The sequence below is a fragment of the Paenibacillus sp. p3-SID1389 genome (genome assembly GCF_025151705.1).
Classification (GTDB): Bacteria; Bacillota; Bacilli; order Paenibacillales; family Paenibacillaceae; genus Fontibacillus; species Fontibacillus phoenicis.
On sequence record NZ_JALXVO010000010.1, the window covers coordinates 56,570 to 72,873 of the forward strand.

Genomic DNA, 16,304 nt, shown 5'->3' on the forward strand with positions numbered 1-16,304 from the left:
AGAATGAATGACGTGAAAAGCCAAAGACGCATCATCGCATGGATATGTATCGTCGCTATGTTCGCCACAACCTTCTTTACTTCAATGGGGTGGTCCGCACCGGTTCAAGCGGCAGGAGGGGCGAACCTGGCTGCGGGCAAACCCACGACAGAATCCGGGCACGCCGATGTGTATCCCGCCTCCAACGTCACAGATGGCGATGCCAATACGTATTGGGAAAGCACGAATCAAGCTTTTCCCGGGTGGGTGCAAATCGATCTCGGCAGCACGGTTCAAATTGATCAGGTCGTTTTGAAGCTGCCTTCCAGTTGGGAAAGCCGGACACAAACTTTATCCGTGCAAGGCAGCACCAACGGGTCGAGCTTCACCGATCTGAAGGCTTCCGCCAGCTATACCTTTGACCCGGCTTCGGCCAATACGGTGACGATCAACTTTACAGCAGCCAGCGTTCGGTACGTGCGGATTCACATTACGGCCAATACCGTCTGGCCGGCGGGTCAACTCTCCGAAGTGGAGGTGTACGGCGCTGCACCAGCCGCGCCTTCCGTGATTCCGGGCAAGATTGAGGCGGAAAATTACTCCGCGATGAACGGCATTCAGACCGAACCTACCACGGATACGGGCGGCGGCCTGAACGTCGGCTGGATTCATGTCGGAGATTGGCTGGACTATAACGTCAACGTCGTTAGTGCGGGCACCTATACCGTCGAGTACCGGGTTGCGAGCAATGCAAGTACAGGCGAAATCCAGCTGAAGTCCGGTGGAACGACGCTGGCTACAACGACGGTGCCCAACACCGGAGGGTGGCAAAATTGGCAGACCGTGACGGCCACCGTGACGTTAAATGCCGGAACGCAAACTCTTCGCGTCTATGCCAGCGGTTATGATTTTAATATGAACTGGATCCAATTTACCCAGGGAAGCTCCGCAGATACGCAGCCGCCGACGGCTCCGACCAACCTGGCCTTCACTCAACCGACCTCCGGCTCGATCAAGCTGACTTGGAACGCCGCAACGGATAACGTAGGCGTAACCGGGTACGACATCTACGCCAACGGTCAGCTTCGCGACAGCGTCAACGGATCGACGCTGACTTATACAGACTCGCAGCCGGCGAATGTTACCGTCTCTTACTATGTCGTCGCCAAGGATGCGGCCGGTAACGTTTCGCCGCCAAGCAATACCGTGACGCGGAACGGCTCCGGAGGAGAAGCCGGAACCAATCTCGCCATCGGCAAGACGATTACCGCGTCCTCCTCAACGTATATTTTTGTTGCCGCCAATGCCAACGATAACGACGTCTCGACCTATTGGGAGGGCAACGGCCATCCGAGTACGCTCACTGTAGATCTGGGTGCCAATGCCAACATTACGTCGATTGTCCTGAAGCTGAACCCTTCCAGCGAATGGGCAACACGTACCCAAACCATCCAAGTGCTGGGCCATGATCAAAATTCCACAACCTTTACGAACCTGGTCTCAGCCGCTTCCTATACGTTTAATCCTACTACACAGAACACGGTCACCATCCCCGTCAGCGCCACGGTAAGCCAAGTGCAGCTGCGGTTTACGGCCAATTCCGGGGCCCCCGGCGGGCAAGTGGCGGAGTTCCAGATCTTTGGAACACCTGCACCCAATCCGGATCTGACCGTAACCAATCTCTCCTGGTCGCCGGCCTCTCCGGATGAGACCCAAGCCGTTACACTCAACGCGGTGGTCCGTAATGCGGGGACCGTGGCATCCGGCGCTACGAATGTGAACTTCTACTTAGGAAGCACCCTTGTTGGTACGGCTCCCGTTAGTGCGCTTGCCCCTGGTGCAACGGCGAACGTCTCCACCACAATTGATGCAAAAGACGCTGGTTCTTACGCCGTGATCGCCAAGGTGGATGAGGACAACGCGGTTTTTGAAACCGATGAAGCGAACAACACCTACACGCATCCCACGCCGCTCACGATCAACCAGGTACAAAGCTCCGACCTGATCGCAACCGCGGCTTGGACGCCTTCGAATCCGAGCGCAGGCAATACCGTCACCTTTACCGTGAACCTGAAAAACCAAGGCACGATCGCTTCCGCCGGCGGAGCGCACCCGATCACCTTAGAACTGAAGAACAGCTCGGGGACAACCGTACGAACGCTAAACGGTTCCTATAGCGGGACGCTTGCTCCGGGAGCATCCGTCAGTGTGACGATGGGAACGTGGACTGCAGTGGACGGCAGCTACACGGTAACGACAACGGTAGCTGACGATGCCAACGAGGTCGCAGTGAAGCGGAACAACAACAGCAGCACTGTCAGCTTATATTCCGGTCGAGGGGCTAACATGCCATTTACCGTGCTGGAGGCCGAAGCTCCTTCGAACAGCACCAATGGAACGCGGCTGGCGCCGAACTTTACGCCGGGTGATTTTGCCGGTGAAGCCTCCGGACGTTCGGCCGTTTATCTGGATGCCACAGGCGAGTACGTGGAGTTTACGCTGACTCAGCCGGCCAATGCGTTTGTGCTCCGGAATGCCGTAGCTGAGAATACCAACGGTACGATCAGTATCTATGTGAACGGCGTGGATAAAGGCAATTTTACCGTGACCTCCAAATTCTCTTACGTGTACGCCACACCTTCCACGCTTGGAGAACTAGGGTACAATAACTCCGGCTCTAAGGCTTACTGGCTGTACGAAGACTCCCAGCTCTTGCTCGACCAAGTCTATCCGGCTGGCACGAAAATCCGAATCCAGAAGGATGCTGGGGACGTTCCCTGGATTTACGTAGATATGATCGAGACGGAGAACGTAGCGCCGCCAGCCTCAAATCCGGATCCTAGCAAATATGTTGAAGTTTCGACGACGAAATCGATTGAACAAGCGCTGAACGAGTTCCGCCAGGATCCGTCCAAGAAAGGGATTTTCATTCCGGCTGGGGAGTGGACGATTTCGTCGAAGATTTTCCTGTACGGCCGGGCAACGGAAATCATTGGAGCCGGTCCTTGGCACACCAAGCTGGTTGCACCGCAAAATCAAACGAACACCGACGTTGGGTTTAACATCAGCTCCACCGCAAACGGATCCACCATCAAGGACTTGTCCGCCTGGGGGAACTACGTCTACCGTCAGGACGGTCCAGGCAAGTTCATTGACGGGAACGGCATGCAGAACGTCAGCATTGAGAACATTTGGGCCGAGCATTTCGTTTGCCTGTATTGGGGCGTGAACTCTTCCTACAATACCTTCAAGAATAACCGGATTAAAAATATGTTCGCCGACGGCATCAACATGACCAACGGCTCTTCCTACAACGTGATCGACAACAACTATGCCCGCGGCACGGGCGACGACGCATTTGCCTTGTTTAGCGCAATTGACGCCGGCGGCTCGTACAATGTGGGGAACAAGTACACGAACCTCACCGCCGTCAACGTACGCCGGGCTGCCGCCTTCGCCGTCTACGGCGGCCAGAACAACCTGTTCCAGAACCTGTATGGCGCGGATACGCTCACTTACCCCGGCGTCACCATCAGCAGCTTAAGCTTCGGCTATAATACGCTGGGCTTCGGAGACCAAGATACCGTCATCGACGGCGTCACGCTGGACCGTACCGGCGGTGATTTCTGGACCAGCGTCGGAGCGGACGACAAGATTAACGATTATCAGAACTTCGGGGCGATCTGGTTCTTCGGCGGAGACCGGGACTTCAAGAATATCCTGGTGAAGAACGTGGACATCAATAATCCGGTGTACTTCGGCTTGATGTTCCAATCCAAATCGCCGGAGAATCTGCCGATGCAGAACGTACGGCTAGAAAACATCACGATCAACAACCCAACCCGCTACGGGATTAAGCTGGTCGTGAGAGCGGAACAAGGCCAAGGACCTGTTGTTGGCGAAGCCCGCTTCACCAATGTTAGGGTCAACAATCCGGGAATCACGGCCATCTATGGCGAGAACCAGACGCCGAATTTCAATGTGATTCGGGTTTCGGGCAATAACTGGTGATCCCAAAAAAGCACACAAAGGCGGTACCTGTCCAATGACGGGTGCCGCCTCTGTGCTGAAGGAACGGGATAATTATGAAAAAGTCGATCAGGAGAGAGATTCCTGACTTAAATCGGCAGCAGCTTCATGCGATCCTGCGCTTTCAGGCCTTCCACCATGTCGTACCACGCTTGCGGCTTGTTCGGCAGCACCGTGTAATACCGCTCCAGGAATTGCACGATCAGCGCCGTTTCCAGGCTGTCATCGTTGCCGTCCATCGGCAGGAAGCAAAGATCCAGCCCGCTGACCGCTTCTCCGTCATTGTTCCAGGACGGATGCACGTACGGAAAGTCCAGGCGCATGTACCCGAGGTGGGACAACACTTCGCGGCGTACGTATGGATCCATCGGCTTCACGCCGCCGAATTCGTGATGCTCCACCCGGTAAGGATTGTAGATTTCCGCGAACATCCCGCGCAGCTTCTTCCCGTTCGCCTCCGCCAAAGCGTGCAAATCGCGCAGCCGGCGATCCGCCAGGAACCGACCAATGCCAAGCCCGGCTTGGCCGATAATCGTGAAGTCGGTCATCGCCACGTTGAAGTCCTCATAATAACGGTACTCCGTCGCCCCAACAACCTGACCTTCGTGCACCGCGACGAAGACGCGAATGCCGGGGTCTTCCAGCGGCTCTTTCCATAGATCAAATTCCAGCACTTCCTCCGGCGGGAATACGTTTTGCATCAGCTGATGCATCGATTTGAACAAAGGATCCTGAATATTCGTGATTCGGATATATTCCATAACCTTATAACGCCTCCTATTCAAAATTGCGCTGGAGAAACGGATTTCTCCATTCCATCAATGCGGCGTAATTCCGCGATTCCTCATCTTCCAGATAATCACGCACGACCGTGACCGGCGTACGGCCGCAGCGCAGCAGGAAGGTGATCACCGGATCCTTCAGCTCACCTCTCACAACGGCGTTCAGATATTGCTCTGCCGTCATTTCCGCCGCGTACTTATGGTAGCCCGGCATTCTGCCGCCGCCCAGCAAACGCTGGAGGCCTTGGTGCACCACCAGCTCATACATGGACAACATCAGCCATTTGCCTAGGCCCCATTGCCGGTAGGACGGCCGGACGCTGATATCCACGACGTACAGCGTGTTCCCATCGGGGCGGTGGTTGCGGATGTACCCGTTATCGGTGATGTCCGCCCAAGAATGCTCCGGCTTGCCGGGGTCGAAATCGACCTTAAGCCCGGTCATGGAGCCTGCCAGCTCCCCGTTGACTTCGACGCATAACGCGCCTTCCGGGAACAACCGCACATGGTTGCTTAGCTGTTCCTCGTTCCACCATAATTCCGAAGGAAAAGGAGGCGGGAAGCTCTCCTGCTGAATGCGGATCAACCCCGGAAAATCCTTCTCTTCGTAGTTCCGAATCACGGCCGGCACCGGCCGACCCTGATCATTAAACACGTACCATTCTTTACGATACATCGCGTCTCTCCTCCATGGGCAGCCTGCGTTCTGCTTGGTTTAGTTCCAGTCGGTGTACAGATCGGTCCGACGATCTCGCCAGGTGGTGACGGAGCCTTTCTCCCGAACCTGATAGAGCAGCTCCAAATCCAGATCGGCGGTAACGATCATATCGTCATTGATCTCGCCTTCCACCAAAATGCCGCGCGGCGGAAACGGTACGTCGTTTGGCGTGATGACCGCCGCCTGCCCGAAGTTGCCCCGCATGAAGTCCACCGTCGGCAGCGATCCGACCGTCCCCGTGGTGACGATGTACACCTGGTTCTCGACCGCTCTCGCATGGCAGCAGTAACGAACTCGATGGAAGCCATGGCGGTCGTCCGTGCAGGATGGACAGAAAATGACGTCCGCGCCTTTCGCTTTGGCCATCCGGACGATCTCCGGAAACTCGATGTCATAACAAGTCAACATGGCGATTTTGCCCTTGTCGGTTTCAAACACTTCCAGGCCGTCGCCCGGCGTCATGTTCCATTCCGTCACTTCGGTAGGCGTAATGTGCAGCTTGGCTTGCTCCGCGATTCGCCCATCTCGATAAAACAGATGCGCCACGTTGTACAACCGGTCGCCTTTGCGCAGCACATGCGTGCCGCCGATGATATGCATTCCGGTCTGCCGAGCCAATCCGCTAAACAGAGTGCGGTATTGCTCTGTAAAATCCGGCAGCTCCTGGATGGTCAACGCTCTGCCGTCCGGCGAGCCGATCGACATCAGCTGCGTGGTAAAAAACTCGGGGAACAGCACGAAATCCGAGCTGAACTCCTCCGCGGTTTTGATATAGTGTTCGGCCTGACGGGCGAACTCGTCAAAGCTGCCAATCGTATGCAGATGATATTGGACAGCGGATACTCTTAATTTCATGGGGCTCCCCTTCCTTTTCTTGTTCCGTCTTCGTAAATTTCATCATAAAGTCATTAAGAATGCAATTCCGTCGCCCTGCCGTGAGCCCATCTCATAGATGAACCGGGAGACCGCCTCCCAACACGATCTCTTGTTCCGTCACGACGGATTCATAAGCCAAAATCCGCACCCCTTGCCGGGAGGCCTCTTCCAAGGCGTCCGCAAAGGCCGGATCCATGTCCCGGTAAGGCGTAAATTCGCGGCATCCCTGCATTTGCACCACAAAAAGCACCGTCCCGGTGTATCCTTCCTGAACGGCCTTAGCCAACTCCAACACATGTTTGGTTCCCCGCGCCGTTGGGGCATCTGGGAACATAGCGATACATTCCTGCTGGAGCGTGACGCCTTTGACCTCGATGAACCCTCGTTCCTCGTCTTTTTCGTAGTAGAGATCAAACCGGGAATCGCCGTAGGTGACTTCCCGCTTCACGCAACTGACCAGCCCGATCTCCGCGATCCGCCCTGCCTTCAGTGCCTCGAACGCTACCGGATTTGGCGCTTGCGAATCGACGTTCACCCAGCCTCCGTCCTTGGCAGCCGCAATCAAGGAATATTTCGTCTTCCGCTCAGGCCGATCAGAAACCTCCAGCAGAACCTCTGTATCCGTTAGCAGGAGCTCCTTCAGCCGACCGGTATTTTTCACATGCACCTGTTCCAAGGCACCGTCCACCACAACCTCGGCGATAAACCGGTTCACCCGCCGCTGGAGCTGTCCGTGTACGATGTTCCCATACTTCATCTTTCTTCACTTCCCTTAGGGATTACCAAGCCGCGATCATGCCGTCCGTCCGGGATTCCGTCCCGCCGGCCAGCACGCCGGTTTGCGGATCCCGCCAAATGATTTGGCCGCGTCCGAAGCCTCCTCCGTCCAGCATCACTTCGATGGCATGCCCCTTTTGCCGGAGCGCCTCGATGAGCTCGCCCGGAAACTCCGGCTCTACCTGCACCTTCTTGCCGCCAACCCATTGCCAACGCGGGACATCCAGTGCCGCTTGAGGATTCAGCCGGTAATCCACCGTATTCATGATAACCTGCATATGGCCTTGTGGCTGCATGTAGCCGCCCATCACCCCAAACGGTCCGACCGCTTCTCCATCCTTGGTCAGAAACCCGGGGATGATCGTGTGATACGTCCGTTTCCCCGGCTTCACGAAGTTTGGATGCCGTTCATCCAACGAGAAGTCGGCCCCGCGATTTTGCAGACTAATTCCCGTCCCGGGGATCACGATACCCGAGCCAAAACCCATATAGTTGCTTTGAATATAGGACACCATATTGCCTTCCTCATCAGCCGCAGCCAAATAGACGGTCCCGCCCTTCGGCAGATCCATGGGTTTCGGGTCAAGCGCCGTGTCGCAGATCTCTTGGGTCCGTAACGAGGCGTATTCCCGGGACAACAGATATTCGGTCGAGACCGGCATATCCGCCGGCTCCGTGATCCAGGCCTGGCCATCCGTAAACGCGAGCTTGAGCGCCTCGATCTGACGATGCACTGTCTCCGCGGAGAGCCACTCGGGCTGCCCCAGCTGCTCATAGATATTTAAGGCCATCAACGCGACCATCCCCTGCCCGTTCGGCGGAATCTCCCAAACCTCATAGCCCCGGTAATTCGCCGAAATCGGTTCAACCCACTCCGGCCGGTAGGCAGACAAATCGGATTTTCTTAAAAAACCGCCATGCTCTACCATAAAGTCGTCGATCCGCTGGGCCAGCTCCCCTTCGTAAAAATCCCGCGCCTCACTGACAGCAATCCGGCGCAAACTCTCCGCATGACCTTTCGAACTCCACACTTCCCCAATCTCAGGGGCGCGGCCTTGCGGAGCGAAGGTGTGGAACCAGGCTTCAAACTCCGGTCCCTCCTGTTTGCGGTACGCCTGGTAAGCCCGCGCCCAATATTTGCCCAAGATCGGCGTCAGGGGGTACCCTTCCTCGGCATACCGGATCGCCGGCTTCAAGCTCTCCGTCAAAGGACGTCTGCCGAACTTCTCGGCCAGCTCCGCCCAAGCCGCGGGGACTCCGGGGACCGTGATCGGCACCAGCCCCAGCTTGGGCATTTGCTCATGTCCCCGCCGCTTCACGGCCTCGGCCGTCAGCAGGGCCGGCGCCGGCCCGGAGGCGTTCAAGCCGTGGAGCTTCCCCTTCGTCCAGACGAGGGCAAACGCATCCCCGCCAATCCCGTTGGAGGTCGGTTCGACGACCGTCAGCGCCGCCGCAGCCGCAATCGCGGCATCAATGGCGTTCCCCCCTTGCTGCAGGATCTCAAGCCCGGCCTGTGCCGCCAATGGCTGGGACGTAGCTACCATTCCTTTTTTCGCGAATACGGTATAACGCTTGGACGCAAACGGGTGATGCAAGTAATCCATTGACCTCACTCCTTTGGCTTAGGGTTCATGCAGAAGTGTCTAGGTGCAATGTAGTCTTATCTCATGCTGGTATAATAACATAGAACATTTCGCAGGAATAGAACGGTACAAAAAAGACCCCCATAGCACCATCAGACGAACGTCCTCCAGGTAGGCCGCGTCCACACTCACCATATCCTTGTATCCGTTCAGAGTCACATTTTCCTTAGTTATCGGCAGCTGTTCAAGGGAAATTTGGATATACGGCTTACCCCAATGATTCTTCACATCGGTAAAGCTTACCGTATCGCGCCTAGGACTTTGCCTTCGGGCATACGGCTTGCAAACGCCGCCAGGATGTCCTTGTCGTCGGATTTGCCGGTCAAGGTGATCTTGAAGCTGATATCCTCGGGTTTCAGGTTGTTTGCGGCAAGCAAGTCCATCAGCCCCGAAATCAGACCTAATCGCCGCCAGCTTTGTTATCGTTGGCCATCGATCCGCATCAAGGAACAACTTGTAAAGGGCATTCCACCACAAACCGTGGTATAATAGCCTCTGGCATAAACGATAGGAATGAAAGTTCCTCGTTTGATGCGGGTGGGAGAGGGATATTTTGAAAGTGTGATTTCATCATGAAAGGAGTTTTTAAGCTTAAGCAACACCAAACGAACGTGAGAAGAGAGCTTGTCGCTGGATTGACCTCGTTCTTCTCTATCGTGTACATTATCGCCGTCAACGCCAACATCCTGAAGGATGCAGGAATTCCGCTGGAGGCCGGGATTATGGCCACCGTGCTGTCTTCGCTTGTCGGCTGTTTGCTGGTCGCGTTCGTTGCGAACGCACCGTTAATTCTCGTCCCCGGCATGGGGATCAACGCCTTGTTTACTTATACGATTGTAGGTTCGATGGGACTCAGCTACCAAGAAGCCTTGGGCGCAACGGTGCTTGCGGGCATCCTGTTCGTCGTGGTTGCCTTTACGGGCTTGTCTTCCCTGATCTCCAGGGCCATTCCGGCTTCCCTGAAGGAATCGATTTCCGTGGGAATCGGACTGTTCATTGCCTTCATCGGCTTGCAGAAGAGCGGCATTGTCACCGGCAACACCAGTCACTTTGTGGCGCTCGGCGACTTATCGGCGCCGCTGGTTCTAGCTTCGATCATCAACCTGATCGTTACGCTGTTCCTGTTCTTGAAGAAGGTTCCGGGGAATTTTCTGATCAGCATTATTTTAGGGACACTGGTGGCTTGGTTGTTCGGAATCGTTGACTTGGGATCGTTCGCATCCGCATCGCTGTCGTTTCAAAGCTACAGTGACGTCTGGATGAGCGCAGACCTCCGCCATATCGCCAGCGTACCGTTCTTGACGGCTTGTTTCTCACTGGTGCTGGTGCTGGTCTTCGAAAATATCGGGCTTGTCCACTCGCAAGTGGATGGCATGCTGAATGCTCCGGAGAAGAACGGGAAATCGATGAAAGCCGTATCGATTTCCGCAATGGCTTGCGGCCTCTTGGGCACTAGCCCAACGGTTTCGACGGTCGAGACAGCTGCCGGCATTACCGCAGGCGGAAGAACCGGGTTAACTTCGGTGACGACCGGGCTGTTGTTCCTGGGCGCACTGTTCTTTATGCCCTTGATCAAAATGATCCCGGACGCCGCAATCGCCCCGATCTTGATCATCATCGGCGGACTGATGCTGACGAATATTACGAAGATCGATTTCAGCGATTTTTCCGAGGCGTTCCCTGCGTTTCTTGTGATTCTGATGATCCCTTTAACGTATAGCATTGTTGACGGCATTGCTTTTGGCTTTATCGCTTATCCGCTGCTCAAGATGTTTTCGAAGAAGCGGGAACAGCTGTCGATCTCCATGTTCGTCATCTCGTTCCTGTTCCTGGCTAACTTCCTGCTGCAGTCGGTTTTATAAAATAATCATTCATGAAAAAAAGTCGATCAGGATATACTCCTGACCGACTTTTTCTATTTATGTTATGGCCTCATCGGCTCATTAATCATGTTCCCGCAAAACGGGCGAACGCCGCGATACAATCCAGCGTACCTTTCGGGGAGGCAAAAGCTGCAAAATCGCGGTTATACAAGCGGAACGGTTCGCTGACCAGATCGGTTCGGCCTCCAGCTGTTATATTGTCAACAATTAAATTGTAAAAAATATATATTCTTTTTGAATCATCTGCTATGATGAAGGCAAACCCTATAAATAAAGCCAATCGAGGTGCATCGTCTTGGAAACGAATGAGCAAAACTTGAAATTGGGGGAACATCTTTGTTTTTCGCTATACGCTTGCTCCCGGGCCATCCTTCGGATGTACCGCCCTTATTTAGATGAGCTGGAACTGACCTATCCGCAGTATCTGGTCTTGGTCACCTTATGGGAGAAGGAGAAGAGCACTATTAAAGAGCTCGGAGAAGCTTTGGATCTAGACACCGGCACCTTAACGCCTTTGCTCAAGCGGATGGAAGCTGCCGGACTCATTGAACGACAACGCGATTCCATAGACGAGCGCGTGGTAAATGTGCTGATCACGCCGAAGGGGAAGGCGCTGCAAGCGAAAGCGGCCTGCGTTCCGCAGTCACTGATTGACGCCACGGATATGAATCTCGAGGAGATCAACCAGCTCAATGACAGCATCAATCTGCTGCTGCAGCAAGTGAATGCCGCCGCTAGAAAATAAAAGGTCAAACTAGAGATTGAATATGGATATAAGCCATCAGCTCAGCGATTCCTTGATATTGGATCCTGAGCTTTTCATTGAGCTTCTCAAGCGCAACCTGGAAGGAACGATCGATTTTGGACAACCGGAACATGTCCAGGTCCTGCAATAGCTCCCGCAGATTCTCGATATAATATACCGTTCTGCGCAAACTGCTGATCACCAGAATCTTCCGCAATTCAGTCACCGAATAGATCCGATACCCGCTGACCGGATGCCGGGTCGAGGTAATCAGCCCCTCCTTCTCCCAGTGCCGAATAGCGGAAGGATTTACTCCCGCCAGCTCCGCCACCTTCCCGATCGTCATCGCATTTGTCAGCTTCCGGTTCTTATACATCCTGAAGTCCGCATGGCGAACCATCGTTAACAACTCCTCCACCCGCTGCTTCTCATCTTCAACCTGGGACAGTTGATGATTAATCAGCCACAGAGCTTCCATGACGCGGCCGGCCTTGATTTTCCGCATCACTTCATAGACGACGGGAATTTCATAACCCGCTAACAAGGACCGGATGGCGACAAAGGCTTGGTAATGCACCTTCGTATAGATTCTATGGTGGCCTGCCGTTCTCAAGACCTCCGGAATCAACCCTTGTTTCTCATATCTTCTCAACGTTGTTGTGCTAATATTCAACCGCTCAGCGATTTGTCCAGGCGTATAAGTCTCTTCCATAACCTCACCCCTTACTTTAAGTAAAACCTTCAAGTGCTACGTTAATTTGTTGGTCTAAAATCACTATAACATCGGGGATTCCATGCGACAAAACCGAAAGATTGCATGAATGTTATATCCTGTAGGTATCACATGTAAGGGAGCGATCTGAATGAGTCAAATCAAGCTTGTCACTCTATCCGACGGTTCAACGTTAGAGGTCGGCCTGACCGGGAAACCCAGTGGCCCTATCCTCATGTTGCCCATCGCCAAAAAATCCGTCACCGGCCAAGAAGCGGAAAGTCTTAAAATGTGGGGCGTCGACCCCGAGCTAGGAAAACATTTCGTGGAGGGCTTGTCTGATTTGTTCCAGGTGCTGCATTTTGATTATGAAGGCCATAGGTTTCAGCATTACCAGCCCGATCGGTTGACAGCGGAGTATATCGTACTTGATTTCTTGCATATCGCTGATCAAATGGGAGTCGATACGTTCAGCTACTACGGCTATTCCTGGTTAGCCTTAGCCGGCCTGCAGCTGGCGCTCCGGACAAATCGACTGGAGAGCTTAATCATGGGAGGATTCCCGCCTTATGAAGGCCCTGGCTGGCTACTAACTTGTTGAAATAAACAAAGGTCGCCGCCCTCAATGCCCCTTCTCACGCCTCTTTCCCACCATTATCCCTTTCGTTCAGTGCTTGCTTGCATGACCTGATGCAACGGGATAATCCTCAAGGGAGGGCGCAAAAAATAAAGAGCTAACCGCAGATTGACCACGGCTTAGCTCTTTTCTAATCACCTAGATAAAATTATGATACTGAAGCTTCTTGCTTGGTTCCCGATAATCCAAGGGCCAGCGCAGTTGATTGTTGTAGAGTACGGAAGAGTTCCGGGTTCTCCGACAGCGACAAGCCGTACGAAGGAATCATCTCTTTGATCTTCGGCTTCCAAGCTTCGAGGTGCTGCGGGAAGCATTTCTCAATAACCTCCAGCATGACGTGCACCGCAGTCGAAGCTCCCGGGGAAGCGCCAAGCAAGGCGGCAATCGAGCCATCCGCAGCGCTGACAACCTCGGTGCCGAATTGCAACGTGCCTTTTCCGCCTTCCACCGTATCCTTGATGACCTGCACCCGCTGACCGGCGACGATCAGATCCCAATCCTCGCTCTTGGCCCCTGGGACAAAATCCCGCAGTTCCTCCATCCGTTGTTCCTTCGACAACATAAGCTGCCCAATCAGGTATTTGGTTAACGCGATCTCTTTGACCCCCGCCGCCAGCATCGTCAGAAGGTTATGCGGCTTAACAGAGGTGATCAGATCAAACATGGATCCAGTCTTGAGGAACTTCGGCGAAAAACCGGCAAACGGTCCGAACAACAGCGATTTCTTGTTGTCGATGAACCGGGTGTCCAGATGGGGAACGGACATCGGCGGTGCTCCCACCGAAGCTTTGCCGTAAACTTTGGCATGATGCTGTTCCACCACTTCCGGATTGTTGCACACCATAAACAATCCGCTGACCGGGAAGCCTCCAATCCGCTTGCCTTCCGGGATGCCGGATTTTTGCAGCAAATGCAAGCTCCCGCCGCCGGCACCGATGAAGACGAATTTGGCGGTATGGCGCTTGGTGGCCCCGCTGTTCAAGTCTTTTACCTTCAATTCCCACAACCCGTCCGGCGTCCGTTTCAGCTTCTTCACGCTGTGCTTGTAGCGGATGTCCACGCCTTTATCCTTCAAATGATTCAGCAACATCCGCGTCAAGGCGCCGAAGTTGACGTCCGTACCCGAATCGATCTTCGTCGCCGCAATCGGCTCGTCAGTCTTCCGATCCTTCATCATCAGAGGAACCCATTCTCTGAGTTTCCCCGGGTCCTGGGTGAACTCCATCCCTTGGAACAGCGGATGGGCAGACATCGCTTCATAACGTCTTCTCAGAAATTTGACGTTCTGCTCCCCGCGCACATAGCTCATATGAGGCAGCGGCATAATGAAATCCTGCGGATTTCGGATCAGTTGGCGCTGAACCAGATAAGCCCAGAACTGTCTGGATACCTGGAACTGTTCATTCACCTTAATTGCTTTGCTAATATCAACGGTTCCGTCCGACCGCTCGGTGGTATAATTCAATTCGCACAGAGCCGCATGACCGGTTCCCGCATTATTCCACTCGTTTGAGCTTTCCTCCCCTGCCCGCGCAAGTTGTTCAAACACCGTGATGTTCCAGTCCGGCGCCAATTCCTTCAGCAGGGTCCCCAACGTCGCACTCATAATTCCGGCACCAATCAAAATAACATCTGTACTTGTTTGTCCGTGATTCATGTTTACCGTCCCTTATGACCTTATTTTGCTGAAAGGATGTAAGCGCTCTCGATTTGTCCTCGCTTCAAACTTCGAGACGAGCTGGCCCACACCTTTTCCGTAATTATTGATCTAATTCAAGTGTAACAACAATAGTGAGGGATTGAAATATTTATTTCTTAGATATTAATAATTGATTTTTTTAAGCCATCCAAAAAGAACTTATCGGTTAAATCCTCCAATTTTATTCTTTTTCGATATATACACCTCATTTATTAATAAATATTTATTGATTATCAATAAAAAACATGCTAAATTAACCTCACACTAATCCTACGCGAGGTGCTGTTGTGATATGAAACGTGAACAAGGCTCTACCCTGTTCTTAAGGGGCGTCGTATTCCTGATGGGCATCGCGATCCTTGCCGTCTACGTCTTCGGGGTCCCTGAGGTTGCCAAAGAAATGGTGGAATATTATCCGCCATACATCTATCTGACCCTGCTTATTCCGATGTATGCTTCGGCCATTCCGTTCTTCTTTGCGCTTTACCAGACGCTGAAGCTGCTAAGCTATATCGATAAAAATACGGCTTTCTCCGAAGCCTCGGTGAAGGCTTTAAAGAGCATTCGAAACTGCGCGATCGCCATCTGTATCTTGTATGCGGTCATTTTGCCGATTCTGTTGATTATTGCGGAGAAGGATGACGCACCGGGACTCGCCGCGATCGGACTGGTCATCTGTTTCGCTTCGCTCGTCATCGCCGTCTTTGCCGCCGTGCTTCAAAGGCTCTTAAGAAATGCCATCGACATCAAATCGGAAAACGATTTAACGATCTGAGGTGAGGAATCCATGGCCGTAATTATCAATCTTGATGTCATGCTGGCAAAACGGAAAATGAGCGTCACGGAGCTTTCGGAGAAAGTGGGCATTACGATGGCGAATCTGTCGATTCTGAAAAACGGGAAGGCCAAGGCCATTCGTTTCTCCACGCTGGAGGCGATATGCAAGGCGCTGGATTGCCAGCCCGGAGATATTTTGGAGTATCGAGATGATGAAGAGTAGCTCAAATTCGATACAAAATAAAAGGGTGTCCTCTATGGGCGTACAATTGGGATATGCTCTGCAACAGTTGGTTCGCTTTGGTTGGCAACAAGCGTTGTCCTGCGTTTTTCCCGTCGTCATCTTCGCTTCGCTGGCTTTCACGCAGTGGTTTCCTCTCCCCTGGCTGCCCCGCTATGACTGGCTGCTGATCATCTGCCTCGCCATGCAGGTATGGATGGTTCGTTCTGGACTGGAAACCCGCGACGAATTGAAGGTTATTACCGTATTCCACTTGATCGGCTTGGCGCTGGAGTTGTTTAAGGTGCATATGGGGTCTTGGTCGTATCCCGAGGAGGGTTGGACGAAGGTGAACGGCGTTCCCCTCTACAGCGGGTTTATGTATGCGAGTGTGGCCAGTTATCTGTGCCAGGCCTGGCGGCGCCTGAAGGTGGATCTCGTTCGCTTTCCCCCGCTCTGGCTGGTCGTCCCGCTTGCTGCCTCCATTTACCTGAATTTCTTCACTCATCATTATTGGATCGATGTTCGGTGGTGGCTGTCGGCGCTGGTGCTGATCGTCTTCTGGCGGACTTGGGTCACCTATGAGGTCGGCGGCAAGCCTTACCGGATGCCGTTAACCCTTTCGTTTGTACTGATCGGGTTCTTCATTTGGATCGCGGAGAATGTCGCCACCTTCTTTAGCGCCTGGAGGTATCCAAACCAATCCGACGGCTGGCATCTCGTCCATCTTGGCAAGATCAGCTCTTGGCTGCTGCTGGTCATTATCAGTTTCCTGATTGTGGCGGCATTAAAGCGGGTGAAGGGGCGGAAGACACAATGAAGGGGAT

General features: G+C 53.6%; 14 protein-coding genes and 2 pseudogenes. 7 read left to right on the forward strand and 9 right to left on the reverse strand.

Annotation, left to right across the window (positions count from 1 at the left end; genetic code table 11):
* Positions 1-3 precede the first annotated feature (3 nt).
* Positions 4-3,990 (forward strand): carbohydrate-binding protein, encoded by a 3,987-nt coding sequence (locus tag M3G15_RS06485; RefSeq protein WP_260070419.1) that lies wholly within the window; start codon positions 4-6, stop codon positions 3,988-3,990.
* A 107-nt stretch (positions 3,991-4,097) separates the two neighbouring features.
* Here M3G15_RS06485 and M3G15_RS06490 read toward each other — a convergent pair whose 3' ends face one another.
* From M3G15_RS06490 to M3G15_RS06515, 6 genes are all read right to left on the reverse strand, one after another.
* Entirely contained in the window at positions 4,098-4,769 is a 672-nt protein-coding gene (locus M3G15_RS06490) for a GNAT family N-acetyltransferase (protein WP_009223435.1), read from the reverse strand.
* 16 nt (positions 4,770-4,785) lie between these two features.
* Complete coding sequence (locus M3G15_RS06495; RefSeq protein WP_009223434.1) at positions 4,786-5,466, reverse strand: GNAT family N-acetyltransferase; 681 nt, start codon at positions 5,464-5,466, stop codon at positions 4,786-4,788.
* A gap of 39 nt (positions 5,467-5,505) precedes the next feature.
* Positions 5,506-6,363, reverse strand: a complete 858-nt coding sequence (locus tag M3G15_RS06500; RefSeq protein WP_260070420.1) for a carbon-nitrogen hydrolase family protein — start codon at positions 6,361-6,363, stop codon at positions 5,506-5,508.
* Between the two features lie 91 nt (positions 6,364-6,454).
* Positions 6,455-7,141, reverse strand: a complete 687-nt coding sequence (gene sfsA / locus M3G15_RS06505; RefSeq protein WP_260070421.1) for a DNA/RNA nuclease SfsA — start codon at positions 7,139-7,141, stop codon at positions 6,455-6,457.
* 22 nt (positions 7,142-7,163) lie between these two features.
* Positions 7,164-8,765 carry a gamma-glutamyltransferase family protein gene (locus M3G15_RS06510; protein ID WP_260070422.1) on the reverse strand — a complete coding sequence of 534 codons (1,602 nt, stop codon included), beginning with the start codon at positions 8,763-8,765 and terminating at the stop codon, positions 7,164-7,166.
* Between the two features lie 278 nt (positions 8,766-9,043).
* Positions 9,044-9,181 carry a hypothetical protein gene (locus M3G15_RS06515; protein WP_260070423.1) on the reverse strand — a complete coding sequence of 46 codons (138 nt, stop codon included), beginning with the start codon at positions 9,179-9,181 and terminating at the stop codon, positions 9,044-9,046.
* 195 nt (positions 9,182-9,376) lie between these two features.
* Between M3G15_RS06515 and M3G15_RS06520 the strand changes: the two genes are divergently transcribed.
* Positions 9,377-10,666: an NCS2 family permease gene (locus M3G15_RS06520; RefSeq protein WP_009223428.1), complete on the forward strand. Its 1,290-nt coding sequence runs from the start codon at positions 9,377-9,379 to the stop codon at positions 10,664-10,666.
* 100 nt (positions 10,667-10,766) lie between these two features.
* Here M3G15_RS06520 and M3G15_RS06525 read toward each other — a convergent pair.
* Positions 10,767-10,877: pseudogene (locus tag M3G15_RS06525) on the reverse strand (alpha/beta hydrolase); the annotation flags it as partial.
* Between the two features lie 105 nt (positions 10,878-10,982).
* Here M3G15_RS06525 and M3G15_RS06530 point away from each other — a divergent pair.
* Positions 10,983-11,432: a MarR family winged helix-turn-helix transcriptional regulator gene (locus tag M3G15_RS06530; RefSeq protein WP_009223426.1), complete on the forward strand. Its 450-nt coding sequence runs from the start codon at positions 10,983-10,985 to the stop codon at positions 11,430-11,432.
* Between the two features lie 4 nt (positions 11,433-11,436).
* On the opposite strand, the gene M3G15_RS06535 is transcribed toward M3G15_RS06530, so the two are convergent.
* The gene (locus tag M3G15_RS06535; protein WP_260070424.1) at positions 11,437-12,144 is read right to left on the reverse strand and encodes a MerR family DNA-binding transcriptional regulator; all 708 of its coding nucleotides are present in this window, start codon (positions 12,142-12,144) and stop codon (positions 11,437-11,439) included.
* A 151-nt stretch (positions 12,145-12,295) separates the two neighbouring features.
* On the opposite strand from M3G15_RS06535, the pseudogene M3G15_RS06540 reads away from it, so the two are divergent.
* Positions 12,296-12,724: pseudogene (locus tag M3G15_RS06540) on the forward strand (alpha/beta hydrolase); the annotation flags it as partial.
* Positions 12,725-12,929: 205 nt separating this feature from the next.
* Here M3G15_RS06540 and M3G15_RS06545 read toward each other — a convergent pair.
* Positions 12,930-14,438: a malate:quinone oxidoreductase gene (locus M3G15_RS06545; RefSeq protein WP_260070425.1), complete on the reverse strand. Its 1,509-nt coding sequence runs from the start codon at positions 14,436-14,438 to the stop codon at positions 12,930-12,932.
* A 334-nt stretch (positions 14,439-14,772) separates the two neighbouring features.
* Between M3G15_RS06545 and M3G15_RS06550 the strand changes: the two genes are divergently transcribed.
* The 3 genes from M3G15_RS06550 to M3G15_RS06560 are packed head-to-tail and all read left to right on the forward strand — an operon-like array spanning position 14,773 to position 16,297.
* A complete protein-coding gene (locus tag M3G15_RS06550; RefSeq protein WP_260070426.1) occupies positions 14,773-15,255 on the forward strand; it encodes a DUF2975 domain-containing protein in 483 nt (160 codons plus the stop codon).
* A gap of 12 nt (positions 15,256-15,267) precedes the next feature.
* The gene (locus tag M3G15_RS06555; RefSeq protein ID WP_009223422.1) at positions 15,268-15,480 is read left to right on the forward strand and encodes a helix-turn-helix domain-containing protein; all 213 of its coding nucleotides are present in this window, start codon (positions 15,268-15,270) and stop codon (positions 15,478-15,480) included.
* Positions 15,481-15,514: 34 nt separating this feature from the next.
* Complete coding sequence (locus tag M3G15_RS06560; RefSeq protein ID WP_036644092.1) at positions 15,515-16,297, forward strand: DUF817 domain-containing protein; 783 nt, start codon at positions 15,515-15,517, stop codon at positions 16,295-16,297.
* The last annotated feature ends 7 nt before the right edge of the window (positions 16,298-16,304 follow it).

Coding starts and splice junctions, on each gene's coding strand:
- M3G15_RS06545 (WP_260070425.1), bottom strand. CDS start 14,438: ATGAATCACGGACAAACAAGTACAGATGTTATTTTGATTGGTGCCGGA.
- M3G15_RS06495 (WP_009223434.1), bottom strand. CDS start 5,466: ATGTATCGTAAAGAATGGTACGTGTTTAATGATCAGGGTCGGCCGGTG.
- M3G15_RS06560 (WP_036644092.1), top strand. CDS start 15,515: ATGGGCGTACAATTGGGATATGCTCTGCAACAGTTGGTTCGCTTTGGT.
- M3G15_RS06535 (WP_260070424.1), bottom strand. CDS start 12,144: ATGGAAGAGACTTATACGCCTGGACAAATCGCTGAGCGGTTGAATATT.
- M3G15_RS06555 (WP_009223422.1), top strand. CDS start 15,268: ATGGCCGTAATTATCAATCTTGATGTCATGCTGGCAAAACGGAAAATG.
- M3G15_RS06485 (WP_260070419.1), top strand. CDS start 4: ATGAATGACGTGAAAAGCCAAAGACGCATCATCGCATGGATATGTATC.
- M3G15_RS06550 (WP_260070426.1), top strand. CDS start 14,773: ATGAAACGTGAACAAGGCTCTACCCTGTTCTTAAGGGGCGTCGTATTC.
- M3G15_RS06500 (WP_260070420.1), bottom strand. CDS start 6,363: ATGAAATTAAGAGTATCCGCTGTCCAATATCATCTGCATACGATTGGC.
- M3G15_RS06490 (WP_009223435.1), bottom strand. CDS start 4,769: ATGGAATATATCCGAATCACGAATATTCAGGATCCTTTGTTCAAATCG.
- sfsA (WP_260070421.1), bottom strand. CDS start 7,141: ATGAAGTATGGGAACATCGTACACGGACAGCTCCAGCGGCGGGTGAAC.
- M3G15_RS06510 (WP_260070422.1), bottom strand. CDS start 8,765: ATGGATTACTTGCATCACCCGTTTGCGTCCAAGCGTTATACCGTATTC.
- M3G15_RS06520 (WP_009223428.1), top strand. CDS start 9,377: ATGAAAGGAGTTTTTAAGCTTAAGCAACACCAAACGAACGTGAGAAGA.